The sequence below is a fragment of the Pantoea sp. PvP021 genome, assembly GCF_054056055.1.
The window spans coordinates 512,204-537,572 of record NZ_JBSRXX010000001.1; the positions used below are offsets into that span (position 1 = coordinate 512,204).

Consider the following 25,369-nt stretch of genomic DNA (forward strand, 5'->3'; position numbering starts at 1 on the left):
ATCATCCGTCAGGCAGATTGTAAAAATAAGAAAATTTTTTGACGCAATTCGCCGACCTGATACATTAACGTTCTGTTTATTACTCAGGAGTAACGGGCTTCAGCCCACCTTTATGGATCGTCACCGACGTCGCTTAATCTGTTCTTTGCGCCTGCTGGCGCGTCACCCTTCGCCTCACGGCGTTTTCACCGCTTTCCCGACTACCTGCATGTCACGCTTTGCTGCGCTGATAAGCAGCACCGCGATCTGTTCCCTGTTCTGGAGTCATAAATAATGGAATTTTTATTCGACCCCTCAATCTGGGCGGGTTTACTGACGCTCGTGGTGCTGGAAATCGTACTCGGCATTGATAACCTGGTGTTTATTGCCATTCTGGCCGACAAACTGCCGCCGAAGCAGCGTGATAAAGCACGCCTGATTGGCCTGTCACTGGCGCTGGTCATGCGTCTGGGTCTGCTGTCGCTGATCTCCTGGATGGTGACGCTGACGACGCCTCTCTTTAGCGTAGGCGGTTTCAGCTTTGCCGGTCGTGATTTAATTCTGCTGGCGGGTGGTCTGTTCCTGTTGTTTAAGGCGACCATGGAGCTGCATGAGCGGCTGGAGAACCGGCAGCTCGACGGGTCCGGTAATCGGGGATATGCCAGTTTCTGGGCTGTCGTGACGCAGATTGTGGTACTGGACGCCGTCTTCTCGCTGGATGCTGTGATTACCGCCGTAGGTATGGTTAACCACCTGCCGGTGATGATGACCGCCGTGGTGATTGCGATGGGTGTGATGCTGCTGGCATCTAAGCCGTTAACCAACTTTGTTAACGCGCATCCGACTGTAGTGGTGCTCTGTCTGAGCTTCCTGCTGATGATCGGTCTGTCGCTGGTGGCAGAAGGCTTTGGTTTCCATATTCCGAAAGGCTACCTCTATGCGGCGATTGGCTTCTCGATTCTGATTGAGCTGTTCAACCAGGTTGCACGTCGTAACTTTATCCGCCATCAGTCAAATCGCCCGATGCGTGAACGCACCGCCGAAGCGATTTTACGCCTGATGGGGGGCCGCAACCGTGCCCAGACCGCCAGCAATGGCAACACCAGCAGCAGCGAAGAGGCTGCGCTGGCGGAAGCGATGCCGCAGGAAGCGTTTAAAGATGAAGAGCGCTATATGATTAATGGCGTGCTGACGCTGGCTTCCCGCTCGATTCGCAGCATCATGACGCCACGCGGTGAAATCTCCTGGGTCGATGCGAATCGTCCGGTAGATGAGATTCGCGGTCAGCTGCTTGATACGCCACACAGCCTGTTCCCGGTCTGTCGGGGTGAACTGGATGAAATTGTCGGTGTAGTGCGAGCCAAAGAGCTACTGGTGGCGCTGGAGCACGGTGTGGATGTGGCAACGTTTGCGGCCAATACACCGACTATCGTGGTGCCGGAGACGCTGGATCCGATCAACCTGCTTGGCGTGCTGCGTCGTGCCAAAGGCAGCTTCGTGATTGTCACCAATGAGTTTGGTGTGGTTCAGGGTCTGATTACGCCGCTGGACGTGCTGGAAGCGATTGCGGGTGAATTCCCGGATGAAGATGAAACGCCCGATATTATTGCGGATGGTGATGGCTGGTTAGTGAAAGGGGGGACCGATCTGCACTCGCTGCAGCAGTTGCTCGACTTCCATGAGCTGGTCGACCCGACAGAAGACCACGCCTCGCTGGCGGGCCTGCTGATTGAGCAGAAAGGGCAGTTACCGCTTCCTGGCGATGTAATTGATATTACTCCGCTGCACTTCCAGATTATCGAAGCGACCGACTACCGTATCGATCTGGTGCGTGTCACTAAAGATAAACCGCATGATGAGGATGAAGAGGGCTAATCGTTCTCGTTGATGCAGAGGCGCTGCCGGGTTTACCGGCCGCGCTGAATTCTCCGACAGCCGCTGGCTCATTGCCGCGGCTGTTTTTTTGTCTGTGGCGTAAGGTCATCAGGCAGGGCGAAACGGGGCTCAGGCGATTGTCACCTGCGGGCATCAGCCTGATGCTGCGCCAGCCACGCCGGGAAGTCCTGCAGCGGCATCGGGCGGGCAAAATAGTAGCCCTGCAGATGATCCACGCCGCGTTCGCGCAGATAGGCCGCCTGCTCAGCTGTTTCCACGCCTTCGGCCACCAGACTGATATTCAGGCGCTGGGCCAGCGAAATCACCATATCCGTCACCGTGGCATTAATCGCGTCAGTGCCGATGGCTGCGGTGAAAATCTTGTCGATTTTCAGCACATCTGGCTGCAGATCTTTCAGGTAGGAGAGCGAGCTGTGACCGGTGCCAAAATCATCAATCGCCAGCCGGACACCGATGTCGTGCAGTTGCGCAATCACCGACTGGTCCACGACCGGCAGGGCATCGCGCTCGGTGAGCTCCACCACCAGTTTCGGCACCGGATTGGCAGGCCACCACAGGTTGTGCAGATCTTCCAGAATGGCGTGGTCGCGGAAGTGGCTGGCGGCAACATTAATGGCGATATGGAACGCGGGATCGTCGGGCAACTGCGGTAACTGACTCACCACCTCATTCAGTACAAAGCGCGTCAGCGGTTTGATCAGGTTCTGTCGTTCGGCCAGGGGAATAAAGACATCCGGGGCAATCCAGCCCTGACGGGGATTATGCCAGCGCAGCAGTAACTCAATACCGTCGCACTCACCACTTTTGGTGTTGATCAGCGGCTGGCAATAAACCATAAACTCACGGGCCGTAATGCCATAACTGATTTGCCAGCTCAGGCTCATACGATTTGCGGTCGCCAGCCAGACGATGTAACCCATAAGCAGACTCAGCAGCAGCGCCAGCGGGAGCTGTGAGGGAAGCGTCGCCAGCGCCAGGCGGGTCGGAGAGGGGCCATAGAGAGTAAGCGTAAACGGATAGCGCAGCGAGCCCTGCTCATAGCTCACTTCGTCTTCAGACGGCACCGTGGGCTCGATCAGCGGATTGCCATACTCCAGGCTCTCTCCATTGACGTTAAAGACAGCGCGCTCCACCCAGGGCAACTGCGGCTCCAGCAGATAATTGCTCATCATTTCGATGTTGATCACCTGCAAAATCCCGGAGCGGTTATCCAGGCTCTTTGGCGTCCACAGCAGTAAAATGGGCGAGCCTTTCAGCAGATACTCATCGGTTGCCAGCGTCATACGCAGACTGTTAAAGGCTAAATCAGGGTAGGTCTGACTAAAGGGAATGGTGCGCGGCCCGTAGATACTGGAGCAGTAGAGCACATCGTTATCCACCAGCAGGATCGCCCGGACCGTCTGCAGGGAGGAGATTTTTTCGATGAGTGGAAAGCGAACATCCTGACAGGGAACGCCGACCAGACCCAGCGTATTATTGGCTGAAACCTCCAGCGGTGAAAACATCCGGTCAAACCGCATAATCGCTTTATCGGCGAAATCCATCGCCTGCTGCTCGATACGTGACTTCTCTTCGATATAGCGAAAGGCCAGGGTTAATATCAGCACCACGGTGGCGATCGACAGCGCTATCAGCACACGCTTGCGTCTGAATTGTCCAACATTTTGCTGGGCCATAAACATCTGTATCCACCTTCCCAAAAGCCAGTAAAAAGCAAAACACAACGGGGTGAGTATCGGCACGGTCAGATCAACATTGAGGCCGGAATGCAGAAAAGCGGGTCTGGAAAGTTGCGTAAGCCGGACGGCTGCGCGGAAATCACTCTACCGATTAAACCTGCGCTGAGATAGCGCAGGATGCGGATTTTATTACGTTTGCACGTTTTTTAATCAGTTAATCGTTTCGCTTAATCACACTGAACTTTAATCGCCAGACCGCCACGCGAAGTTTCACGATATTTGGCGTTCATATCTTTGCCGGTTTCATACATTGTCTCGATAACCTTATCCAGCGAGACGCGGGGTTCGCTGGTGCGCCTAAGTGCCATGCGCGCCGCGTTAATCGCTTTAACCGAGGCGATAGCATTGCGCTCAATGCAGGGCACCTGAACCTGACCGGCTACCGGGTCACAGGTCAGTCCAAGGTTATGTTCCATGCCGATTTCAGCCGCCACGCAGACCTGCTCCGGACTGCCGCCCAGCAGTTCAGCCAGACCGGCCGCCGCCATAGAACAGGCGACACCCACTTCACCCTGACAGCCCACTTCCGCGCCTGAAATAGAGGCGTTCATTTTGTACAGCACGCCGATGGCGCCAGAGGCGAGGAAATAGCGCAGGAAAATGTCGGGTGTCACCGGCTCAATGAAGTGATCGTAGTAAGCCAGCACCGCAGGCACGATACCGCAGGCACCGTTAGTGGGCGCGGTCACCACGCGGCCTCCCGCGGCGTTCTCTTCGTTAACGGCCAGCGCATACATATTGATCCAGTCGATAACAATCATCGGATCGCTGGAGTGCTTGTCAGAGGAGGTCAGCAGACGACGCAGGGAGGCGGCGCGACGCGGCACGCGCAGTGGCCCTGGCAACACGCCTTCGGTATTGAGACCGCGGTCGATACAGGCCTGCATCGTCTGCCAGATGTTAGTGAAATAGGCATGGATTTCATCGCGGCTGTGCAGCGCCAGCTCATTTTTCATCACCAGACCTGAGAGTGACAGGCCGGTTTCACGACAGTGAGCCAGCAGATCTTTGGCGGAGTGGAACGGCCAGGGCACAGAGACTTCATCCAGTGCCGACTGCCCGAAGTGCTCTTCATCAACAATGAAACCGCCGCCAACGGAGTAATAGGTTTTTGACAGGATCAGCAGGTCGCCCGCAAACGCGAGCAGGCGCAGGCCATTTTCATGCAGCGAAAGGTTCTCACTGCGAAATACCATGCCGCCTTCGCGCGGGAAATCCACTTCGTGTGCGCCTTTCGCCAGCAGCAGTCGCTCACGCTGCTCAACATCTTTAATAAAGGCGGGGATCGCATCGATATCCACCGTATCCGGCGATTCACCCGCCAGACCCATAATAATGGCGATATCAGTGTGATGGCCTTTGCCGGTCAGAGAGAGAGAACCGTAAACATCCACGGCGATCCGGGTGACCTCCTGCAGCTTTTCCTGTTCGCACAGCAAATCCACAAACTGTTTACCTGCTTTCATCGGGCCGACAGTATGCGAACTTGAGGGGCCGATGCCCACTTTGAACATGTCAAAAACACTAATCACAGGTGACACTCCTCACAATTATTCTCAGTCTGCCGGGGCAGTTTATGGCGCCCATAGTAATGGTCATGCACCAGGAAAGAGCAGCTTTTCGCATGAAATAAACTTATCAAAACTCATAGAAAAAATTATAGTGCAGCGCGCCAGTAACCTGACGGGCCGGAGAGAGAAAAACGAGAAAGGTCTCAGAATGCGATCTGAGTACTCAGTGAGCGGATAATACCCGCGGTCATGCCCCACACCAGATAATCCTGATAGCGCGACAGCCAGACCGGGTGGCGAACGCCAGCCCGATGCACCTCCAGCGCGCTGTAGCGGCTGAGCTGCAAAGCCTCGGCCAGCGGCATCTCAAAGGCGCTGCTCACCTCATCCGGATTAATCGTTAATTGCAGATCGGCCGGAATGATCCCCAGTACCGGCGTCACCTGAAAGCCGGTGCTGCTGGTCACGGCGGGCAGTGCGCCTAATACCTCGACCTGATGCGGCTCAATGCCAACCTCTTCCTGTGCTTCACGCAGTGCTGTGGCGATGAGCGATGCGTCAGTGTCATCCTGCATCCCGCCGGGAAAAGCGACCTGTCCGGCATGTTTGCGCAGGGCGTGTGAGCGCTGCGTCAGCAACAGACCGGGTTCAGGCCGTGCCACAATCGGCACCAGCACCGCCGCATGGCGCCCGGATAGCAATTGTGTGCTGCGGGCTGGCTGCTGCAACAGAAAACGGCTGCGGAAATCATCAAGCGTCAGGGCCAACTGAACCTCCGGTTTGTTCCAGTGCCGGTAAGATCCGGCTGACTTTGTCGAGTGTTTCCTGATACTCCGCTTCGGGATCGCTGTCTGCAACAAGCCCGCCGCCCGCCGCACAGTAGAGCTGCTGACCTTCAGCGATCAGCGTGCGAATGGTGATGCTGGTATCCATCCGGCCACACAGGCTGAGATAACCGATGCTGCCGCACCAGGCATTGCGCCGCTGCGGCTCCAGTTCATCAATAATCTCCATCGCCCGAATCTTGGGCGCACCGGTAATCGAGCCGCCCGGAAAACAGGCGCGCAGCAGATCGGTGGCCTGCAGGGTATCAGGCAACTGCGCCCGCACCGTGCTCACCAGGTGGTGTACGGCGGGGAAGGGTTCAACCACAAACAGTTCAGGCACCGTGACCGAACCGGGTAGCGCCACGCGGCCAATATCGTTGCGCAGCAAATCGACAATCATCAGGTTTTCGGCCCGATCTTTTTCTGCATGGCGCAGCGACTCAGCCTGTTGCGCATCAGCAATCGGATCGTCACAGCGTGGCCGGGTACCTTTGATCGGTCGTGTTTCGATCTGCTTATTATTCAGCGACAGAAAGCGCTCCGGCGACAGGCTGAGGATCGCGCTCTCCGGCAGACGCAGAAAAGCGCTGAACGGCGCGCGGTTAGCCGCATTGAGTATACTGAACGCCTGCCACTCATCACCCTGGTAACCGGCCTGAAAGCGCTGCGCCAGATTAACCTGATAACAGTCACCCGCCTGAATATAGGCCTGAACCGCCGCAAAACGCGCAGCGTAATCTGCATAGCTCAGGTTGGAGCGCCAGCGGCTGGTCAGTGAAAAGGGCACGGCCTCGCGCGCCGGCCATTGCGCCAGCCAGGCGGCGCGTTCTTCCGCGTTCTTTAACGCCACCAGCGTCAGGGTCTGCTGATGATGATCGGCAATCAATGCCCAGTCATAGATACCCACCGCCATGTCAGGCGTGGTGAGATCGGCTGCGGCCTGCTGAGGCAGGGACTCAAACCGGCGGCCCAGATCATAACCAAACAGGCCCAGCGCACCGCCCTGAAACGGCAGGGCATCGCTGGCAGCCGGCGTCACGCCCAGCGCATCACACTGCTGCTGCACCAGCAGCAGGGGATCGGCGGTTGATTCGGTCGTGCCGGTCGGGTCGCTGAGCGTAGTCATCGCACCGCGGGTCACCAGGGTGGCGCGGGGATCGGCGGTCAGAATATCAAAGCGGTTGTCGCTGTGGTTCGCCTGCGCGGAGGAGAGCAGCATCGCCCATGGCAGATGGGCAATCGGGGCAAAACGCTGAGTCAGCGCATCCGGGGTATAATCAAGACTGAGGGTTTCAACAATCATCGGGCAGAGAAATCAGAGAGCAAAGAGGCGGTCAGACTGCCATATTTTTTCCTGACTGGCACCTGTTAGTTCCGCGTGGGATACTGTCTGCCCCAACGCAGGAGTGAAACATGTTTATAGGAATACCGGCTCTCTCTCATGAGCAGCAGCAGCAGGCCGTCGAACGTATTCAGGAATTGATGGCGGGAGGTTTGTCGAGCGGTGAAGCGATCACCCAGGTGGCGCAGGAGATCCGACAAAATTTCAAGGGCGAACGGATTCGGGCGCTATTCGAAGACGAAGATGAAGAAAACGAAGAGGAATAACGCCCGGCGTTTTAACGTGCAGCGATAATTTTAATTTCGATTTTGTACTTCGGATTCAACAGCCCGGCCTGTACCGTGCAGCGCACCGGCGCATTACCTGGAGAGACCCATGCGTCCCATGCGCGGTTCATCGCGGGGAAATCGGCCTTATCCACCAGAAACAGCGTCGCATCAAGGATTTTGCTTTTATCGCTACCGAGCCGTGTCAGAATCGCATCAATCACTGCCAGCGCATTGGCTGTCTGCGCTTCTGCGTCGGCATCCAGATTCTCAGGCACGCTGGTGTAATAGATCGTGTCGTTGTGGATCACGGCTTCGGACATACGGTGTTCCGGGTCAATGCGGGTAATACTCATCGGTTTCTCCCTGGTTAATTGCGCATTAGCCTGGCACACTCCCGACATCGCTGTCACCCCTTACGCTTTACAGGCAGCGCTCAACAATCGCCTGTCTGTCCGCCATCACCTGAGGCGCCATCCGGAAAGTCGTGAAATATTTCACCTCAGCCCCTTTTCGGCGGGGCGACACATCCGCAAAAATCGAATCTTCCCAGGTAAAAACGCTGATCTCGCTGCCGTTGGGCTGGGTGTGGGTGGTGTTATCTCTGGCAATGACGCTGGTGGTGGACCAGCCGCGATAAATACAGTCGCTGAGCTGAGGGACGGTGCGGGTGCTTTGACCCTGAAAAACAGGCTGCTGCAGACGAGCCTGATCAGGCGTGGGTGCCTGGCAGCCGCAGAGCAGCAGCACGCCAGCCAGAGAGCCGATGCGGAAACAGTTCATACATTCCTCCGCCTGAGTCAGGCAGTCGGGTTAAGGCCATCTGTTTAACACCGCCTGAACGGCAATGTTAAACCAGTCTCAGCACGTCAGCCTACGGGTGCCACATCCCAACGGTAAGCTTATTTAATCATTATAATCCGCGCGTTTGTTTACTCGCTGCGTTCCTCTGCATTTGCTAACTGCATCACACTGTCTGCATCATGATCATGAGCCGCGGACGTTGTCACTGTTGCAGCCCTGCTGCACTAAAGCAGCATAAAGCGTCGAAAGGGCGGGAGAAGTGAGGGCACGCGCGGCATAAAAATGTTATAAAACAGCAGATAAATCGCGCTACGGATGAGGATTCAGGCATGGCGAATACGCAGTATCTTTTTTGGGTGATGGTCGGCGCACTGACGCTGCTGTTTATTGTGGTTTCGGCATTTGTTGGATTGTCCCGTGGCAGTAAGCAGGGCTTTATTACCTTCGCTATTCTGTTCATCGTTATGCTGGCGGGCGCGTTGTACGTCCGCTTATAAGCAGGTCGCAACAGCAGCGTCGCCAATAATCGTGATATCAGGTCACCAGCCAGAAACAGATAAACGCCCAGTACCAGAATGAGCCGTATCTGGCTGAGCGGCCTGCTTTATTTGCCGCTTTTTATCGGCCAGTGTTGAATCACCCTGCTATTGCTGCTCAAAAAACTCACCATGCAAGGGTAGCGCTTACTGCGAAAATCCACCGTGATATTGATGGTGAGATCCTGCGGCGCCCCATCTGAACGTCGTCTGCGTTATGTTCTTCTCTGGATTACCCGCTAACGGCTCGATATGTCTCCCCGCCAGCACGCCCATCTGTCCAGCGGCGCATATCTGATAAAAAGTATTCGTCCAGCAGGCATAAATAACGCTATTTTTGCTAGCCGCTGGCCTCTGAAGTGAAAATGTAATAAGCGACATCAGCGGGGGCGATTCCTTCAACACGTTTTTGTGCAATACCCTGTTTTACAGATTCTGGAAAACGCAGGTAAATACGGTTGTCTTCACTGAATAAGGCTTTATCTATCTCTATCCCGTCATCTTTGAAACAGGATGCATAGGTGTCCCTGAATATTTTACTGACATTATCGATATCTCTGCTGAGTAAAATGACTTCATTTTTTTTCAGATAGTTGCTCTGAATGTTTTGACTCGCTGCAGGGTGGATTAAAAATGTTGCGCTGGGTAATGTTTCCCTTTGCGCCCCTGAGCAATAAATCAGGGTAGCCGCCGAACCCGTCATTGCGGCATTGATGGTTTTTATCGGAATCCTTGACCCCCTGACGGCCTGGCCGCCCATATAGCCAGCTTCCATGTCGCCGCCAAAGCTGTTTATATAAAGCGATATTTCTTTTACAGCGGGGTAACTTGCATTAATATCATCGATGCCTGCCATCAATTCTGCCACTTTAGTGCCATTAACCTCGCCAATGTAAACGATTTTTGCCGATTTTATCTCTTGCGCTTTCAGGGTGTTATTTATCACCACTGACGTTTTTGCTATGCAGCAAGCGGAAGTGACGCCCAATAATAGAAAAGTGAAATAACGCACCATAAAAACTCCATTTAAGGGTGTGACGCTGTCAGTTTAAGGATCAGTAATGTTTAAAAAGAAAATAGCCCGTTGTAACTTCCAGGGTGATGATATAGAAGATAAGTACGATGAATATCAATAATAAACTCGCTCTGGCGTAGTTTTTCTTTGAACGTTTAGTCCTTCGGTTTAAGGACCAGTAAAGCAGCATGAAAAGATTTAATACGGGTATGCCGGTTAAAATTAATGTGACAATCCAATCCCATAGGGAGACATCATCGACGTGTTGATTATTTTCCACAGTGTTTTTTACGCTATGTGAGTGGTGGAGTAACGACGTTAACTGCTACGACGTGCAGATCATTTCCTGACAGCTGACGAGTTTTTATTGATTCGCTGAGGATAAACGTCAGACCAGTCTGGTTGTTCGCCGGACATAATCGCGCGCCGCTGTGCAGGGCTGATCCCCTGGTTTATATGCGGCATGACAGGTTCACTATGTTGACCAACTGGGTTAAGTTTGACCTCATCGTTGGTAACGCAACCGCTCAGCGTCAGAATCACTAAGCTATACCGGGGTAATTTTGGGAACAATGATATTTCTCCTTATTGATTTAATTGTGTCCTGACTGACAGATGGATGCAACAGGGCAGCAACAGCCAGATTACATCCCACTTAACTTATAATATAAAACCCCACTTCATTTACATTAACGGATATCTTTAGCGAGATAGTCTTAAACGGCCTTTTAAAGAGGACGGATGCCGTGAGGCATGGTTTCTATTGTGATGTGACTCATCCGGCGACAAGTTTTTATTGCCTGTGAGAGATAACAGAATTCCTGAATTTTAATTACCTCGCTACCATCTGTTAAGTCAGCGTGGCTGCATCAGAGGAAATATTCAATCCGCTAATGCTCACAGATTACGTTTAAATTCTGTCTCTTTTATATCAGGGATTTTCTCTTATAACAACAGAACGATGTTTAATGCTATTCCTGTTGAGTTTTTATTTAATGTTACCTTTCTTTGTGCATGATTGTGCTTTGAATCGCATCATTAACTTTTCGTGTCCCTATATTATAACAGTTAAGTTCCGGCCTTTTATTCATTAAACGAGTAAGAGGTTTTTTTGAAAACAGAGGTTTTTAAACGGCGAATTATTAAACCCGCTATCCGACTGACGTCAATGATAACGCGGCTGGGGGAGGCGAATGGGCATCCGATTAACCGGTACGCTATCAGCACCGGCTGTGACGCAAGGCTGTTTCACGCAGTGGCGAAGCAGAGTCTGCGGCAGCGCCCGCATTTCTGATATCTTTTGCGAGCCTTGCAAAACAGATGGCAGGAGTAAGCTACACTCAAAGGGCATAGCAAAATTGCTATCTGACACCGGAGGAAATTATGTCTGAACGCCCTGATTACGATGAGCCGCTGCCCGATGACGCTGAGATTTATCCTGAAGATGAGGAAGAAGATGAAGAAGAGGAACCATTAGAAAAGGATGTCTAGCGTCACCTGCATAATCTTTTATGACGCGTTATCGCGTTGCACCGCAAAACCGCCTGCGTGCAGTTTTGCGGTTTCTTACGTCGCCTGAATTTAGTGCAAAATTTCCCTCCCGGCTCGTTTCGACGATCAAAATGATAAATACAGAAAAATGAAACTCTTTTATTCAGAGAGATTGATATCAACCCTTTCCTGAAGTGCTTAAAAACGTAACATCGTGGTGTTTGTTAATTAAATTAACACTGATTGTAATTATAAACTCTTTATTCGTTCTGATTTTGATTTAACGCATTTTGTCACCTTGCTGATTCAGTAGTCAGCGGAATAGTATCCCTGCCGCAAATAAGCTTATAAAGCAGGGATAAAAATGAAATTACCAAAAATGTTAAGTCTGGTTGTGGCGCTTTCTACCCTCAACGTAGCCGGTGCGGCGGAACCGCACTGGACGTACGAAGGCAAAGCTGGCCCGGAACACTGGAGCGAACTGACCAGCGACTTCCACATCTGCCACGAAGGTAAGTCCCAGTCGCCTATCAATATTAAAGATCCGATTGAGGGACATTTACAGGCACTCGATCTGGCCTACCATACGTCGGCTGAGAAGGTGATCAACAATGGCCACACGATTCAGGTGACCGTTGATGAAGAAGATGATTTTGTACTGGATAGTGAAAAGTTCACGCTGCGTCAGTATCACTTCCATACGCCGAGTGAGAACCAGATCAATGGGCACACCTTTCCCCTTGAAGCCCACTTTGTACACAGCAAAGAGGATGGCGATCTGGCCGTGGTCGCGGTGATGTTTAAGGTCGGTGAAGAGAATCCGGCGCTGGCACCGTTGATCGACGCTATGCCGAAACAGGAAAACCAGCAGGTAACCATTAATCGCCAGGTAAACTTACGCGATCTCTTCCCGGAAGATCTGCACTATTATCGTTTCAGTGGCTCCCTGACGCCGCCGCCCTGCAGCGAAGGGATTCGCTGGCTGGTGCTGAAACAGCCGGTTTCGCTCTCTCAGGCGCAGCTCGACGCCTTTAAACAGGCGCTGAAAACTACCAATAATCGTCCGTTGCAGCATCTCAATGGGCGCATGATTGTAGAGTAGTCACAGCGATTTCTACTGCCTTTCGCGGTGCAACTTCTCATCAGGTATCCCGATGCTGCGAGAGACTCTTTTCAGGCGGCCACCTGCCGCCTTTGTCCCATCTTTCAGACGCGATCCTGAGACACTGGTTGCCACACTCCCAACGGCTAAAAATAGATAAACTATTGATAATTATCAATTTTGCTTTGTTGATCCAATACTGACATAATTACAGTGTTTTTGCCGTTCTTAGTGAGGGTATGTGGCAGACGATTTTGCAGTGGATGGCGCGCTGGCGCTGGCGATCGCAGGCTTTAAGCCGCGTGAAGCACAGCGTGAGATGGCGCAGGCGGTATCTGAAGCCGTAAAACAGCAGGGTGAACTGGTGGTCGAGGCCGGTACCGGCACCGGAAAAACTTATGCCTACCTGGCTCCCGCTCTGCGGGCCGGTAAAAAAGTGATTGTCTCCACCGGATCCAAGGCGCTGCAGGATCAGCTCTATGGCCGCGATCTGCCTACGATGATCAAGGCGCTGGATTTCAAAGGTAAAACGGCCTTGCTGAAAGGGCGATCCAACTACCTTTGTCTGGAACGCATGGAACAGCAATCGATGGCGGGCGGCGATCTCACCGCGCAGGGGCTGACCGATCTGGTGACGCTGCGCAGCTGGTCATCGCAGACGGAAGATGGCGACATCAGCAGCTGTGCGGGCGTGACCGAAGACAGCCCGGTCTGGCCGCTGGTCACCAGCACCAACGATAACTGCCTCGGCACTGACTGCCCGCGCTATAAAGAGTGCTTTGTGGTCAAAGCGCGTAAGCGCGCTATGGACGCCGATGTGGTGGTCGTGAACCACCATCTCTTTTTTGCCGATCTGGTGGTGAAAGAGGGCGGCTTTGGCGAACTTATTCCCGAAGCTGATGTGATGATCTTCGATGAAGCCCATCAGCTGCCCGATATCGCCAGTCAGTATTTTGGTCAGCAGCTCTCCAGCCGCCAGTTACTCGATCTCGCCAAAGATATTATTACCGCCTACCGCACCGAGGTACGTGATGCTCAGCAGCTGCAGAAATCCGCTGACCGCCTGGCGCAGTGCGCGCAGGATTTTCGCCTGTCATTAGGCGATCCCGGCTATCGCGGTAACCTGCGTGAACTGCTGAGCGATAACAACATCCTGCGAATGTTTACGCTGCTGGATGATGCGCTTGAGCTCTGTTACGACGTTATCAAACTCTCACTGGGCCGTTCAGCCCTGCTGGATGCCGCCTTCGAGCGGGCCGCGCTCTACCGTGGCCGGTTAAAACGGCTGCGGGCGATTAACGAGCCGGGCTACAGCTACTGGTATGAATGTACCTCACGTCACTTTATCCTGGCGCTGACGCCGCTCTCGGTGGCAGAACGCTTCCGTGAAGTAATGGATAATCGTAAGGCTGCATGGATCTTCACCTCAGCCACCCTGGCGGTGGATGAGAAAATGGCACACTTCGCCGAACGGCTGGGTGTGAATGCAGCAAAAAGCCTGATTCTGAACAGCCCGTTCGATTTTGCGAAGCAGGCGCTGCTCTGCGTTCCGCGCAATCTGCCTGAGCCTAACCGTCCGGGTGGTGCACGCCAGCTGGCCGCAATGATGAAGCCGCTGATTGATGCCAATAAAGGCCGCTGTTTCTTTCTGTGCACGTCGCACCTGATGATGCGTGAGCTGGCCGCAGAATTTCGCGCCTCAATGACGCTGCCCGTGCTGGTGCAGGGTGAAACCAGCAAGGGTCAGTTGCTGAAACAGTTCATCGATAAGGGCAATGCCCTGCTGGTGGCGACCAGCAGCTTCTGGGAAGGCGTGGATGTGCGGGGTGATGCGCTGTCGCTGGTGATCATCGATAAACTGCCGTTCACCTCACCGGAAGATCCGCTGTTGAAAGCCAGAATGGAAGATTGCCGGATTCGTGGCGGCGATCCCTTTACGGATGTGCAGCTGCCGGATGCGGTGATCACCCTGAAGCAGGGCGTGGGACGTTTAATCCGCGATACCGACGATCGTGGCGTACTGGTGATTTGCGATCAGCGTCTGGTTTCTCGTCCTTATGGCGCGCTGTTTCTCAATAGCCTGCCACCGACGCCGCGCACCCGGGACATTGCCCGCGCCATCGCCTTTATCCGCCAGCAACCCGAACCAGACGCGTAATTTTATGCTAAGATGCGCGCCGTTTTCTTTCTTCTGAGGTAGTCATGTCAGCCCGAATTTTAGCGCTGGATACGGCGACAGAAGCCTGTTCAGCCGCCTTGCTGAATCAGCAACAGATTGATGCCCGATTCGAAATTGCCCCGCGCGATCACACCCAGCGTATTTTACCGCTGATCGAAGAGCTACTGCTGGCACAGCAGCTGGAACTGACCGACCTGGACGCGCTCGCCTTTGGTCGCGGCCCTGGCAGTTTTACCGGCGTGCGGATTGGCATTGGTATTGCGCAGGGACTGGCACTGGGCGCTTCACTGCCGATGATCGCGGTCTCCACGCTGGCCACGCTGGCGGAAGGCGCGTGGCGTCTGCACGGTGCTACCCGCGTATTAACCGCTATTGATGCGCGGATGGGCGAGGTCTACTGGGCCGAATATCAGCGTGATGAACAGGGTGCCTGGCAGGGTGAGGCCAGCGAAAGCGTGCTGTCGCCCGAAGCGGCACTGGCCCGGATGCAGGCGCTCTCTGGCGAATGGATGACCGCAGGCACCGGCTGGCAGGCTTATCCTGCCCTGCAGCAGGGACACGAACTTACCCTGAACGCCAGTGACGTTACGCTGCCCGCTGCAGAAGATATGCTGCCGCTGGCGACCCTTGCGCTGGCGCAGGGGAAGACGCTGCTGCCGGAAACGGCGGAGCCCACTTATCTGCGTAATGAAGTCGCCTGGAAAAAATTACCTGGCCGGTAAAATGCACGCAACTTATTGTTATGCGTCCAGTCTAACTCTTTACCTAACGGGAGAACGTCTATGTCGTCAATGTGTGGTAAAGGGCTTTCAGGTCTGCTGCTGACCTGTGTACTGGCGTTAACCGGTTGTGTCTCAATTCCTGACACGCTGCAGGGCAGCTCACCTCAGCCGCAGCAGGATCTGTTGCGGGTCATGAGCAATCCTTCGCTCTTTGTCGGGCAGGAATCTCGCTTTGGCGGCAAGGTAGTGAATGTTACTAACCTGAACGGCAAAACCCGGCTTGAGATTGCTGCACAGCCGCTGGATGATAGCGCCAGACCACGTCTGGGTGCGGCCTCGGTCGGTCGGATTTATGCCGATATCCGCGGTTTTGTTGATCCGGTGGATGTAAGAAACCAGTATGTGACGGTGCTGGGTACCCTTAAGGGGACAGAGCAGGGCAAAATTGGTGAAGCGGATTATAAATTTGCGGTCATCGATGTGCGCGGTTATCAGCGCTGGCGACTTACCCAGCAGGTGACAGCTCCACCTCAGCCGATGGATCCCTGGATCTGGTATGGTCCGACCCGCCATCGCGGTGGATACTGGGGCCCGAATCCCTACTGGGGAATGATGAACAGTGGGCCGGCAGAGGTGCAGACCATTCTGACTGAGTAAGTGCAAAAAACATTTAAGTATCAGCCCGGTCGCGGTGCTCGCTGCCGGGCTTTTTATTTGCCTGTTTTATCAGCACGAAATTTAGTGATGCACTTCGCAACCTCAACATGCCAAAACAGGCAAACTGGTACAATCAGTTAAAATATTGTTAACAAACCAGATTGGCTGAGGCAGCGATGGAAATACAACATAATTATCGGGGTGGATCCTTGAATAAGGTTTGGCTGAAACGCTACCCGGCAGATGTGCCTGCCGAAATAAGTGCAGATCGTTACACCTCGCTGGTGGATCTGTTTGAGCAGGCCGCAAAACGCTACGCCGATCAACCCGCGTTCCTGAACATGGGTCAGAAGATGAGTTATCGTCAGCTGGAAGAGAAGAGCCGCGCTTTTGCCGCCTATCTTCAGCAACAGCTGGGCCTGAAAGCGGGTGACCGTGTGGCGCTGATGATGCCGAATTTACTGCAGTATCCGGTGGCCCTGTTTGGTGTGCTGCGTGCGGGTATGGTGGTGGTCAATGTGAATCCGCTCTATACGCCGCGCGAACTGCAGCATCAGCTCAATGACAGTGGGGCCAGTGCGATTGTCATTGTCTCGAATTTTGCGCACACGCTGGAAAAAGTGGTGGCGAAAACCGCTGTGCGGCACGTCATCCTGACCCGGATGGGCGATCAGCTGGCGCCAATAAAAGCGACGCTGGTTAACTTTGTCGTTAAGTATGTGAAGAAGCTGGTGCCCAAATACCATCTGCCGGGGGCAATCTCATTTCGCCACGTACTGGAAGTCGGCGAAACGCTCAATTATCAACGCCCGACGGTCTCCAATGACGATCTCGCCTTCCTGCAATACACCGGTGGCACCACTGGCGTGGCCAAAGGGGCGATGCTGACCCATCGCAACATGCAGGCGAATCTTGAGCAGACCCGCGCGACCTACGGCAAGGTGCTGCGTGACGGTAAAGAGTGTGTCGTCACCGCGCTGCCGCTTTATCACATCTTCGCCTTAACGGTGAATGGCCTGCTGTTCCTGGAGCTGGGCGGTCAGAATCTGTTGATCACCAATCCGCGCGATATTCCCGGCTTTGTTAAAGAGCTGGGGAAATTTCCGTTTACCGCCATTACTGGCGTGAATACGCTGTTTAACGCGCTACTCAACGATGAGCAGTTTAATAAACTCGATTTTTCAACGCTGCGTCTTTCCGCCGGTGGCGGAATGGCGGTGCAGAAAGTGGTGGCCGAGCGCTGGGAAAAACTGACCGGACACTATCTGCTGGAAGGCTATGGCCTGACAGAGTGTTCTCCGCTGGTGTCGGTCAATCCCTATGACATCAGCTGTCATACCGGCAGTATCGGTCTGCCGGTGCCCTCGACCGATGTGCTGATTCTGGATGACGACGGCAATGAAGTTCCTCCGGGTGAACCGGGCGAACTTTGCATCAGCGGCCCGCAGGTGATGCTGGGCTACTGGCAGCATCCGGAAGCGACAGCGGAAGTGCTGAAAAATGGCTGGCTCCACAGCGGTGATATTGTTACCGTTGACCAGGAAGGCTTTATTCGCATCGTTGACCGCAAAAAAGATATGATTCTGGTATCAGGTTTTAATGTCTATCCGAATGAAATCGAAGACGTGCTGATGCAGCATCCTAAAGTGCGTGAAGCCGCGGCTATCGGTGTCCCCAGCGATCTTTCTGGCGAAGCGGTAAAAGTCTGCATCGTGAAAAAAGATGCGTCGCTGACCAAAGAAGAGGTGCTCGATCACTGTCGCCGTCAGCTGACCGGTTACAAGGTGCCGAAAATCATTGAGTTTCGTGATGAGTTGCCTAAAACCAATGTCGGCAAGATCCTGCGGCGTGAGCTGCGCGACGAGGCGAAACCCGGCGCGAGCTGAATCCGGGCAGAAATTGAGGTTGAACGCCGGCATGTCCGGCGTTTTTATTGTTTTTAACATGGAGCGCCGCGCGTTGTTGGCTGCGGTGAAAATCAGACGTGAACTATTCCCTTATCGACCAGGATGATCAACTGGCAGACGTGTGTCAGAAAGCGCGCCAGCACGCGGCGGTGGCCCTGGATACCGAATTTGTCCGCACCCGCACTTACTACCCTCAGCTTGGCCTGATCCAGCTGTTCGACGATCAGCAACTGGTGCTGATTGACCCGCTGAATATCCGTGACTGGTCACCCTTTATTGCCTTGCTGACCGACACCAGCGTCACCAAATTCCTGCATGCCGGGGGTGAAGATCTGGAAGTCTTCCTGCACCGTTTCGGCGTGCTGCCGACGCCCATGATCGATACCCAGATTCTGGCGGCCTTTTCTGGCCAGCCGCTCTCCTGGGGTTTTGCCTCAATGGTGGCGCATTTCACTCAGGTCGAACTCGATAAAAGTGAATCACGCACGGACTGGCTGGCACGCCCTCTGACCCAGCGTCAGTGCGAGTATGCGGCGGCGGACGTTCACTATCTGTTGCCGATTGCGCGTCAGCTGATGATCAATACGGAAGAGGCCGGCAATATGGCGGCGGCCCTCAGTGAGTGCGATAACCTGTGTCAGCGTCGTCTGGATAGCCTGTCGCCGGATGAAGCCTGGCGGGATATTACCAATGCCTGGCAGTTGCGCCCGCGTCAGCTGGCGGCGTTACAGCGGCTGGCGGCCTGGCGTCTGAAGCTGGCGCGTGAAAAAGATATGGCCGTTAACTTTGTGGTGCGCGAAGAGCACCTGTGGAAAGTGGCGCGCTTTATGCCCGGCTCGCTGGGCGAGCTGGATCATCTGGGGCTGTCAGGCCACGAAATTCGTTTCCACGGCAAAGCGCTGGTGGCGCTGGTGGCAGAAGCTGAGGCGCTGGATGAGAGCGAACTGCCGGCTCCGCTGGGCAATCTGATTGACCATCCGCACTACAAGCCAGTGTTTAAAGCGATGAAAGCGCTGGTGCAGCAGGTGAGTGAGCAGAGTGGATTCAGTCAGGAGCTGCTGGCGTCACGACGTCAGATTAATCAGGTATTAAGTCAGCACTGGGGCCTGAAGCCACAGGGACGTCAGCCGGAGTTACTCACCGGATGGCGGGGCGAACTGCTGAAACCCGGCATTGAGGAGATTCTGGCGGGTTGTTAACCGGTTAAATTTCCCCTGCCAGAGCGCAGGGGAAATTCAGCAAACGGTCAGCGTCATTTAGTCACTTCATCCGTTTCCGGCAGCGTCACGTTCAGCTCCAGAATCGAGATATCATCACCTTTCTGGTCGAGCTGAACCGTTACCATTTCTGGATCGATCTTCACATATCTGCAAATCACTTCCAGAATGTCGCGCTTAAGTTGCGGAAGATAGTGGGGCTCACTGTCGCCCCTTCTCCGTTCTGCCACGATAATCTGCAGCCTTTCCTTGGCTATGTTGGCAGTGTTCTTCTTCCGGGATAAAAAGAAATCAAGTAATGCCATGGTTTATCCCCCGAACAGGCGTTTCAGGAAACCCTTCTTCTCTTCTTCGATAAAGCGGAAGGGGCGTACTTCACCGAGCAACCGTTCAACGGTATCGGCATAGGCTTTGCCAGCATCAGATTCGCCGTCAAGAATCACCGGTTCGCCCTGGTTAGAGGCACGTAACACCGATTGATCTTCAGGGATCACGCCGACCAGAGGAATGCGCAGTATCTCCAGCACATCTTCCATGCTCAGCATATCGCCACGGTTCACCCGGCCAGGGTTATAGCGGGTCAGCAGCAGATGCTCCTTCACCGGGTCCTGACTGTTTTCAGCGCGACGGGATTTGGATGAGATAATGCCGAGGATGCGGTCGGAGTCGCGGACAGAAGAGACTTCCGGGTTGGTGGTAATAATGGCTTCATCGGCAAAGTAGAGCGCCATCAGTGCGCCCGTTTCAATCCCTGCCGGTGAGTCACAGACGATGAAATCGAATTCCATCTTAGCCAAATCGTTCAGAACTTTTTCAACACCCTCACGGGTCAGCGCATCTTTATCACGGGTCTGCGACGCAGGCAGAATGTAGAGCTGCTCCGTGCGTTTGTCGCGAATCAGCGCCTGGTTCAGTGTGGCATCGCCCTGGATCACATTAACGAAGTCGTAGACCACACGGCGCTCACAGCCCATGATCAAATCCAGGTTACGCAGACCGATATCAAAATCGATCACAACTGTCTTTTTGCCTTTCTGCGCTAAACCGGTGGCGATGGCCGCGCTTGACGTGGTCTTACCAACGCCCCCTTTACCGGATGTAACTACAATAATGCGTGCCATAAATGTTGATTTCCTTAACAAAAGAAAAGGGGCCTAATTAAGTGTCTGGATAGTCAGCGCGCCATCCTGCAGGCACAGGCGCGCAGCTTTACCAAAAAATTCTTGCGGGATCTGATCCATGATCCAGTACTCTCCGGCAATCGAGACCAGCTCGGCAGCCAGGTTGGTACAAAAAATCTGGCAGTTGCGGTCACCGCTGGCACCCGCCAGGGCGCGACCGCGCATCATGCCGTAAATGTGAATATTGCCATCGGCGACCAGTTCAGCGCCGGCGCTGACGCTGCTGGTGATGATCAAATCGGCATCACGCGCATAAATCTGCTGGCCCGAGCGCACCGGGGTGTTCACGATGCGGGTTTTCGTTGCTACCGTTTCGGTTACAGCCGGCAGAGGTTCAGGTATCGGCTGCGGCGCGGCGGCTTGCGGTCTGGCCTCTTTACCTTCTGCCAGCACGGGCAGGCCGGCACGGGCGATCATACGTTTCAGCGCTTCGTCTTTGCAGCCGCTTACGCCGACAATGCGTAAACCGGTGGCGAGAACCGCCTGTTGCAACAGTTTCCAGTTAACATCGGCACTTAATGTCGAGACGTTAAGTACCACCGGCGCGTTTTTCAGGAAATCTGGAGCCTGGTCAATCTTGTCCTGGAGTGCCTTGCGAATCACCGCAGGGTCATGGTGATGCAAATGGACGACAGACAGGGTGAAACTGCTACCTTTGAATTCGATTGGCGTTTGCGACATCTGTCCCGACTCAGTCCTGTTTTCACTACCGAAAGCCTGGCGATGATAAAATCATCGTTGAAGCGCTAACGGTGAATATTCGAAGTTCTGCAAGCATGTTATAGTTACAGCTATATTCAGACAAGCCTCAACGCCGGTTAATTCGAGTAAAAAATATGTTTTGTGTGATCTACAGAAGCCCGTTACGTGACCAGACTTATCTCTATGTTGAAAAAAAGGACGATTTCTCGCGCGTTCCGGAAGAATTGCTGAAAGGCTTTGGCAAGCCGCAGCTGGCGATGGTGCTTAAGCTGGCGGGGCGGGACAGGCTGGCTAATGCGGATATCAATAAAGTTAAGCAGGGATTGAGCGAGCAGGGCTATTATTTACAGCTCCCTCCGCCGATTGAAAGTCTCCTCAACATTCATTTACAGGCCGATAAAAAACTTTAACTCGGATTCTTCTGTAAATATAAATCCTGTCGGTGCCATCCTGGCAGGATAATATTGCCCTGATGCTGCGCAAAATTAACGGTGCAGCTTATCTGTTTCACCCCTTTTTAAATTCCCTGCTCAATTTTTTCTCCCGATTTGTACGATTATTCAGCGCTTCAACCCCTGCATTTACGCTTTCTGACAAATTACGCACCCCGGACCGTTAAAAGGATCTTATTATCACGCTATGAGGTTGGCATTTCGATCAACGCATGAGCAAACATCAACCCGCCAGCAGCGCTGGCATCACACCTAACCTGAACAGGGGATGAGCATGTATCAGCATCGTAACTGGCAAGGCGCTCTGTTAGATTTTCCGGTCAGCAAAGTGGTTTGCGTCGGGAGTAATTATGCAAAGCACATTAAAGAGATGGGCAGCGCAACCCCAAACGAACCGGTGATCTTTATCAAGCCGGAAACGGCGCTGTGTGATTTGCGTCAGCCGCTCTCTATTCCCGACGCGTTTGGCGAGGTCCATCATGAAGTTGAACTGGCGGTGCTGATCGGCGCGACACTGAAGCAGGCGACCGATGCGCATGTGGCTAAGGCGATTGCAGGTTATGGCGTGGCGCTGGATCTGACACTGCGTGACCTGCAGGCCGGGCTGAAAAAAGCGGGCCAGCCGTGGGAAAAATCCAAAGGCTTTGATAACGCCTGTCCTGTCTCTGGTTTTATCCCGGTGACGGAATTCAGTGGCGATCCGCAGAACGTCGAGCTTAAATTGCTGGTGAACGGTGAAGTGCGTCAGCACGGCAACACCGAAGACATGATTCATAAAATCCTGCCGCTGATTGCCCATATGAGCCACTACTTTACGCTGCGTGCAGGCGATGTGATTCTGACCGGTACGCCAGAAGGTGTAGGCCCGATGCGCTCGGGTGATCAGCTGGAAGTTTCACTGGCGGGTCACGGCATCAGCACGCGCGTACTCTAAAAACTTGCATCACCGCCGCATAGGCTTTATAAGGTGCGGTTTAGGCACAATCCGGACAAATCATCATGACTGACACCCCTTTCTGGCAACAAAAACGCCTGGCACAAATGAGCGATGAGGAATGGGAATCCTTGTGTGATGGTTGTGGACAGTGTTGCCTGAACAAATTGCAGGACGCCGACACCGATGAGATCTATTTCACCAATGTCGCCTGTGATCAGCTCAATATTAAAACCTGCCAGTGCCGCAACTATGAGCGCCGCTTCGAACTTGAAGAGGATTGCATCAAGTTAACGCGCGAAAATCTGACGACCTTCAACTGGCTGCCGCGCACCTGCGCTTACCGGCTGCTGGGTGAAGGCAAAGATTTACCCGTATGGCATCCGCTGCGGGCCGGTTCGAAAACAGCGATGCATGCGCAGCGTATTTCGGTGCGGTATATTGCGGTGCGTGAGAGTGAAGTGCGGGACTGGGAAGATCACATCATTGATCGCCCCGATCGCAACGGCTGAGTGCCGCGCTATCAATCGGAACAGAAAAAAGGCTGCCAGTGGCATAATGCTGGTCAGTTAAGCGACAGGTGATAACGCAGTCTGGTCCCGGGCAGGGGCTGGCGGTCCTCGCGCCGCTTCGCGGTTCCTTCACTTCATTCCTCTGCCTGACGGACCGCCGGGGATGGCACATCCTGTGCCGCCCCGCCTTTCGCCCGCGTCCTGCGGGCTCTCCTGGCAGACTCATTCTGTTCAGCGCTGCGGATTGCCTGCTCCTTGCCCGGCACCGGCCTGCTCTGAAACTTCAGTGTGAATTGTTAAAAAGGGCACGAGAGTGGAGGCCTGAGCGCCTCTGCTGCTGAAAGGGCTATCCGCAGCGCTGAGGCGTGACGGTGGGCCAGAAGTCCACGCCGGGAAGCGTGGACAGTTCGGGGCCGGCCAGGGAGGGCCGATCCCCGAACGGTTCGTCGGCGCGCCGTCAAAGCCGAAGGTACCGCGTGAGCGGCGCGAGGACGGCCCGGCAGCAGCAGAGGTGCGCTGGCCCGCACTGCGGCTAGCTCGCCCGGAAAAAAAGCTGCCACGTTTGACCGTGACAGCCTTTTACAAATCTAATCTTAACTGACCAGCATTATGCCAGTGGCAGCCTTTTTTGATCTCAGCGACCAAAGAGATCGCGGCGTTTAGGTTTCAGCGGCTGGGCTATCAGCACCAGCGCCGCGACCAGCAGATAACCGGCGAACACCACAATCATCCACTGCGGCATGCTGAGCGTCAGGAAAGTCCAGCTGCGTTCTGCACAGTCACCGCTGGCAAGAAACACCGACGGCAGCCATTTATCCAGCGGTAAGCCGCTGGGGAAGCGAGCAGCAAAATCACAGGTGGTGAAGGGGTTAGGGTGCAGCTGAATCATGGTATGTTCATAAGAGAGACGCAGACCTTCCCAGGCACTGTAGATCCACAACGCCAGCGCCGCCAGACGCAACGGCGATTTTGGCGCAATCGCACCAACCAGACCCGCGCCCAGCACACCAAACAGCGCATTGCGCTCATAAATACACATCACGCAGGGCTTCAGGCCCATTACGTGCTGAAAAAAGAGTGCTGTTAATTCCAGTGCAAGTGCAGTCAGTGCCAGTAGTAACCAGGCTCCGCGACCACGTGAGCATTGATTCAGATATCGCAACATATTGCATTCCCTGTAAACGTTAATGCCACGCAGTGTAAACCAAAAGCGTTTGCAAACCAGCCAGGGACAGGGAAAAATCGTGTGCAAACATGACCTGATTCTGATCCAGAGCAGGTTAAATGAGGATAAGCCAGACCTTATCTGCAGAACGCCGATCAGTGAAGAGCGGGGAGATCCGCAGCGGCGACAGAGGCGATCGCATGCGGCAGGAGGCGAAACGGCAGGCGCGGGTTATATGCTGCCAGCGTTCTGCGCTTTCAGGGCGGCTGAACGCTGACACTCAGCGGTGCTGTGGCACGCGCTATTTCAGCGCAGAAAGTCGTTCAGCCCGCCCGTGATCCTGAAGCCGCTGATACTGCGGTCAGGCATGCGGAAATATGCGCCTGCGCCCGGTTTTAATGGTTACGCAGGCTATATCCGCTATAGGGCGTCTGGTATGATGAGTGCCCATCATGATTAGAAAAGCAACGAGAACACATTGCTATGGTTATAAAGGCTCAGAGTCCAGCGGGATTTGCTGAAGAGTATATTATTGAAAGCATCTGGAACAGTCGCTTTCCGCCAGGGTCGATTCTTCCTGCTGAGCGTGAGCTTTCTGAATTGATTGGGGTGACGCGCACCACCTTGCGTGAAGTGCTGCAGCGCCTGGCGCGCGATGGCTGGCTGACTATTCAGCACGGTAAACCGACGCGGGTGAACGATTTCTGGGAGACGTCCGGCCTGAATATTCTGGAAACGCTGGCCCGTCTCGATCACGACAGCGTTCCGGTGCTGATCGACAACCTGCTGTCGGTACGCAGCAACATTTCATCGATCTTTATCAGCCGTGCGCTGCGCCATCATCCGGACAAAGCGCGCGAAGTGCTGGAAACGGTCAGCGCGGCTGCCGATCAGGCTGATGCCTATACCGAGCTTGACTACCGGGTGTTCCGTGGTCTGGCGTTTGCGTCAGGTAACCCGATTTACGGTCTGATTCTGAATGGCCTGAAAGGGCTCTATACCCGCGTTGGCCGCCACTACTTCTCTAATCCGGAAGCCCGTCAGGTCGCGCGCGATTTCTATCTCAAACTGCTGGAACTGTGCGACAAAGAGCCCGGACAGGATGAGATTGTGGACGTGGTGCGCAACTACGGCCGCCGCAGCGGTGAAATCTGGCACAGTATGCAGAAAAATCTGCCTGACGATCTCGGCAGTAAGCGTTGAAAAAAAACCGGACATCGCGTCCGGTTTTTT

At 54.1% G+C, this 25,369-nt stretch carries 24 protein-coding genes; 13 read left to right on the forward strand and 11 right to left on the reverse strand.

Annotation, left to right across the window (positions count from 1 at the left end):
- Positions 1-273 precede the first annotated feature (273 nt).
- Positions 274-1,854: a TerC family protein gene (locus tag ACVKSX_RS02310; protein WP_010260533.1), complete on the forward strand. Its 1,581-nt coding sequence runs from the start codon at positions 274-276 to the stop codon at positions 1,852-1,854.
- A 140-nt stretch (positions 1,855-1,994) separates the two neighbouring features.
- On the opposite strand, the gene ACVKSX_RS02315 is transcribed toward ACVKSX_RS02310, so the two are convergent.
- The 4 genes from ACVKSX_RS02315 to pabB all read right to left on the reverse strand — a co-directional run bounded on the left by ACVKSX_RS02315 (position 1,995) and on the right by pabB (position 7,255).
- Entirely contained in the window at positions 1,995-3,557 is a 1,563-nt protein-coding gene (locus tag ACVKSX_RS02315) for an EAL domain-containing protein (protein WP_033769200.1), read from the reverse strand.
- 224 nt (positions 3,558-3,781) lie between these two features.
- Positions 3,782-5,146 (reverse strand): L-serine ammonia-lyase, encoded by a 1,365-nt coding sequence (locus ACVKSX_RS02320; protein WP_010260538.1) that lies wholly within the window; start codon positions 5,144-5,146, stop codon positions 3,782-3,784.
- A gap of 182 nt (positions 5,147-5,328) precedes the next feature.
- Entirely contained in the window at positions 5,329-5,892 is a 564-nt protein-coding gene (locus tag ACVKSX_RS02325) for a CoA pyrophosphatase (RefSeq protein ID WP_163639264.1), read from the reverse strand.
- Complete coding sequence (gene pabB / locus ACVKSX_RS02330) at positions 5,876-7,255, reverse strand: aminodeoxychorismate synthase component 1 (protein ID WP_022625546.1); 1,380 nt, start codon at positions 7,253-7,255, stop codon at positions 5,876-5,878. Before pabB ends, ACVKSX_RS02325 begins: the two co-directional genes overlap by 17 nt.
- A gap of 110 nt (positions 7,256-7,365) precedes the next feature.
- Here pabB and ACVKSX_RS02335 point away from each other — a divergent pair, with 110 nt between their 5' ends.
- Entirely contained in the window at positions 7,366-7,560 is a 195-nt protein-coding gene (locus ACVKSX_RS02335; RefSeq protein ID WP_010260545.1) for a YoaH family protein, read from the forward strand.
- 11 nt (positions 7,561-7,571) lie between these two features.
- On the opposite strand, the gene ACVKSX_RS02340 is transcribed toward ACVKSX_RS02335, so the two are convergent.
- Positions 7,572-7,916 carry a RidA family protein gene (locus ACVKSX_RS02340; RefSeq protein WP_003852699.1) on the reverse strand — a complete coding sequence of 115 codons (345 nt, stop codon included), beginning with the start codon at positions 7,914-7,916 and terminating at the stop codon, positions 7,572-7,574.
- A 67-nt stretch (positions 7,917-7,983) separates the two neighbouring features.
- Positions 7,984-8,343, reverse strand: a complete 360-nt coding sequence (locus ACVKSX_RS02345; protein WP_010260549.1) for a hypothetical protein — start codon at positions 8,341-8,343, stop codon at positions 7,984-7,986.
- Between the two features lie 350 nt (positions 8,344-8,693).
- On the opposite strand from ACVKSX_RS02345, the gene ACVKSX_RS02350 reads away from it, so the two are divergent.
- Complete coding sequence (locus ACVKSX_RS02350) at positions 8,694-8,861, forward strand: hypothetical protein (RefSeq protein WP_010260551.1); 168 nt, start codon at positions 8,694-8,696, stop codon at positions 8,859-8,861.
- A gap of 379 nt (positions 8,862-9,240) precedes the next feature.
- On the opposite strand, the gene ACVKSX_RS02355 is transcribed toward ACVKSX_RS02350, so the two are convergent.
- The gene (locus tag ACVKSX_RS02355) at positions 9,241-9,915 is read right to left on the reverse strand and encodes an ATP-dependent Clp protease proteolytic subunit (protein WP_010670761.1); all 675 of its coding nucleotides are present in this window, start codon (positions 9,913-9,915) and stop codon (positions 9,241-9,243) included.
- A gap of 1,855 nt (positions 9,916-11,770) precedes the next feature.
- Here ACVKSX_RS02355 and ACVKSX_RS02360 point away from each other — a divergent pair.
- From ACVKSX_RS02360 to rnd, 6 genes are all read left to right on the forward strand, one after another.
- Positions 11,771-12,508, forward strand: a complete 738-nt coding sequence (locus ACVKSX_RS02360) for a carbonic anhydrase (protein ID WP_354438294.1) — start codon at positions 11,771-11,773, stop codon at positions 12,506-12,508.
- A 241-nt stretch (positions 12,509-12,749) separates the two neighbouring features.
- Positions 12,750-14,666 (forward strand): ATP-dependent DNA helicase, encoded by a 1,917-nt coding sequence (locus ACVKSX_RS02365; protein WP_354438295.1) that lies wholly within the window; start codon positions 12,750-12,752, stop codon positions 14,664-14,666.
- A gap of 44 nt (positions 14,667-14,710) precedes the next feature.
- Positions 14,711-15,409 (forward strand): tRNA (adenosine(37)-N6)-threonylcarbamoyltransferase complex dimerization subunit type 1 TsaB, encoded by a 699-nt coding sequence (gene tsaB, locus ACVKSX_RS02370; protein WP_010260559.1) that lies wholly within the window; start codon positions 14,711-14,713, stop codon positions 15,407-15,409.
- A 60-nt stretch (positions 15,410-15,469) separates the two neighbouring features.
- The gene (locus tag ACVKSX_RS02375) at positions 15,470-16,066 is read left to right on the forward strand and encodes a Slp family lipoprotein (protein ID WP_010260563.1); all 597 of its coding nucleotides are present in this window, start codon (positions 15,470-15,472) and stop codon (positions 16,064-16,066) included.
- Between the two features lie 209 nt (positions 16,067-16,275).
- Entirely contained in the window at positions 16,276-17,952 is a 1,677-nt protein-coding gene (fadD, locus tag ACVKSX_RS02380) for a long-chain-fatty-acid--CoA ligase FadD (protein ID WP_010260565.1), read from the forward strand.
- 98 nt (positions 17,953-18,050) lie between these two features.
- The gene (gene rnd, locus ACVKSX_RS02385; protein ID WP_010670757.1) at positions 18,051-19,172 is read left to right on the forward strand and encodes a ribonuclease D; all 1,122 of its coding nucleotides are present in this window, start codon (positions 18,051-18,053) and stop codon (positions 19,170-19,172) included.
- Between the two features lie 53 nt (positions 19,173-19,225).
- Here the strand turns inward: rnd and minE are convergent, their stop codons facing one another.
- Genes minE through minC form a run of 3 tightly spaced genes read right to left on the reverse strand, consistent with a single transcriptional unit; the run spans position 19,226 to position 21,052 of the window.
- Positions 19,226-19,495, reverse strand: coding sequence for a cell division topological specificity factor MinE (gene minE, locus ACVKSX_RS02390; protein ID WP_008925314.1), 270 nt, complete (start codon positions 19,493-19,495; stop codon positions 19,226-19,228).
- A gap of 3 nt (positions 19,496-19,498) precedes the next feature.
- Positions 19,499-20,311: a septum site-determining protein MinD gene (gene minD / locus ACVKSX_RS02395; protein ID WP_010260569.1), complete on the reverse strand. Its 813-nt coding sequence runs from the start codon at positions 20,309-20,311 to the stop codon at positions 19,499-19,501.
- A gap of 33 nt (positions 20,312-20,344) precedes the next feature.
- Positions 20,345-21,052, reverse strand: coding sequence for a septum site-determining protein MinC (minC, locus tag ACVKSX_RS02400; RefSeq protein WP_010260571.1), 708 nt, complete (start codon positions 21,050-21,052; stop codon positions 20,345-20,347).
- Between the two features lie 155 nt (positions 21,053-21,207).
- On the opposite strand from minC, the gene ACVKSX_RS02405 reads away from it, so the two are divergent.
- The 3 genes from ACVKSX_RS02405 (at position 21,208) to ACVKSX_RS02415 (ending at position 22,971) form a co-directional block, all read left to right on the forward strand.
- Positions 21,208-21,483, forward strand: coding sequence for a YcgL domain-containing protein (locus tag ACVKSX_RS02405; RefSeq protein ID WP_010260572.1), 276 nt, complete (start codon positions 21,208-21,210; stop codon positions 21,481-21,483).
- Between the two features lie 316 nt (positions 21,484-21,799).
- Positions 21,800-22,459: a fumarylacetoacetate hydrolase family protein gene (locus ACVKSX_RS02410; RefSeq protein ID WP_354438297.1), complete on the forward strand. Its 660-nt coding sequence runs from the start codon at positions 21,800-21,802 to the stop codon at positions 22,457-22,459.
- A gap of 65 nt (positions 22,460-22,524) precedes the next feature.
- Positions 22,525-22,971 (forward strand): YcgN family cysteine cluster protein, encoded by a 447-nt coding sequence (locus ACVKSX_RS02415; RefSeq protein ID WP_010260578.1) that lies wholly within the window; start codon positions 22,525-22,527, stop codon positions 22,969-22,971.
- Positions 22,972-23,605: 634 nt separating this feature from the next.
- Here the strand turns inward: ACVKSX_RS02415 and dsbB are convergent.
- A complete protein-coding gene (gene dsbB / locus ACVKSX_RS02420) occupies positions 23,606-24,136 on the reverse strand; it encodes a disulfide bond formation protein DsbB (RefSeq protein WP_010260580.1) in 531 nt (176 codons plus the stop codon).
- 483 nt (positions 24,137-24,619) lie between these two features.
- On the opposite strand from dsbB, the gene fadR reads away from it, so the two are divergent.
- Positions 24,620-25,339, forward strand: coding sequence for a fatty acid metabolism transcriptional regulator FadR (gene fadR / locus ACVKSX_RS02425; protein WP_010670276.1), 720 nt, complete (start codon positions 24,620-24,622; stop codon positions 25,337-25,339).
- The last annotated feature ends 30 nt before the right edge of the window (positions 25,340-25,369 follow it).

Excerpts from the sequence above, each read along its gene's own strand:
- ACVKSX_RS02310 (WP_010260533.1), top strand. The coding sequence starts at position 274 with ATGGAATTTTTATTCGACCCCTCAATCTGGGCGGGTTTACTGACGCTC.
- ACVKSX_RS02315 (WP_033769200.1), bottom strand. The coding sequence starts at position 3,557 with ATGTTTATGGCCCAGCAAAATGTTGGACAATTCAGACGCAAGCGTGTG.
- pabB (WP_022625546.1), bottom strand. The coding sequence starts at position 7,255 with ATGATTGTTGAAACCCTCAGTCTTGATTATACCCCGGATGCGCTGACT.
- ACVKSX_RS02335 (WP_010260545.1), top strand. The coding sequence starts at position 7,366 with ATGTTTATAGGAATACCGGCTCTCTCTCATGAGCAGCAGCAGCAGGCC.
- ACVKSX_RS02340 (WP_003852699.1), bottom strand. The coding sequence starts at position 7,916 with ATGAGTATTACCCGCATTGACCCGGAACACCGTATGTCCGAAGCCGTG.
- ACVKSX_RS02345 (WP_010260549.1), bottom strand. The coding sequence starts at position 8,343 with ATGAACTGTTTCCGCATCGGCTCTCTGGCTGGCGTGCTGCTGCTCTGC.
- ACVKSX_RS02350 (WP_010260551.1), top strand. The coding sequence starts at position 8,694 with ATGGCGAATACGCAGTATCTTTTTTGGGTGATGGTCGGCGCACTGACG.
- ACVKSX_RS02355 (WP_010670761.1), bottom strand. The coding sequence starts at position 9,915 with ATGGTGCGTTATTTCACTTTTCTATTATTGGGCGTCACTTCCGCTTGC.
- ACVKSX_RS02360 (WP_354438294.1), top strand. The coding sequence starts at position 11,771 with ATGAAATTACCAAAAATGTTAAGTCTGGTTGTGGCGCTTTCTACCCTC.
- tsaB (WP_010260559.1), top strand. The coding sequence starts at position 14,711 with ATGTCAGCCCGAATTTTAGCGCTGGATACGGCGACAGAAGCCTGTTCA.
- ACVKSX_RS02375 (WP_010260563.1), top strand. The coding sequence starts at position 15,470 with ATGTCGTCAATGTGTGGTAAAGGGCTTTCAGGTCTGCTGCTGACCTGT.
- minE (WP_008925314.1), bottom strand. The coding sequence starts at position 19,495 with ATGGCATTACTTGATTTCTTTTTATCCCGGAAGAAGAACACTGCCAAC.
- minD (WP_010260569.1), bottom strand. The coding sequence starts at position 20,311 with ATGGCACGCATTATTGTAGTTACATCCGGTAAAGGGGGCGTTGGTAAG.
- minC (WP_010260571.1), bottom strand. The coding sequence starts at position 21,052 with ATGTCGCAAACGCCAATCGAATTCAAAGGTAGCAGTTTCACCCTGTCT.
- ACVKSX_RS02405 (WP_010260572.1), top strand. The coding sequence starts at position 21,208 with ATGTTTTGTGTGATCTACAGAAGCCCGTTACGTGACCAGACTTATCTC.
- ACVKSX_RS02410 (WP_354438297.1), top strand. The coding sequence starts at position 21,800 with ATGTATCAGCATCGTAACTGGCAAGGCGCTCTGTTAGATTTTCCGGTC.
- ACVKSX_RS02415 (WP_010260578.1), top strand. The coding sequence starts at position 22,525 with ATGACTGACACCCCTTTCTGGCAACAAAAACGCCTGGCACAAATGAGC.
- dsbB (WP_010260580.1), bottom strand. The coding sequence starts at position 24,136 with ATGTTGCGATATCTGAATCAATGCTCACGTGGTCGCGGAGCCTGGTTA.
- fadR (WP_010670276.1), top strand. The coding sequence starts at position 24,620 with ATGGTTATAAAGGCTCAGAGTCCAGCGGGATTTGCTGAAGAGTATATT.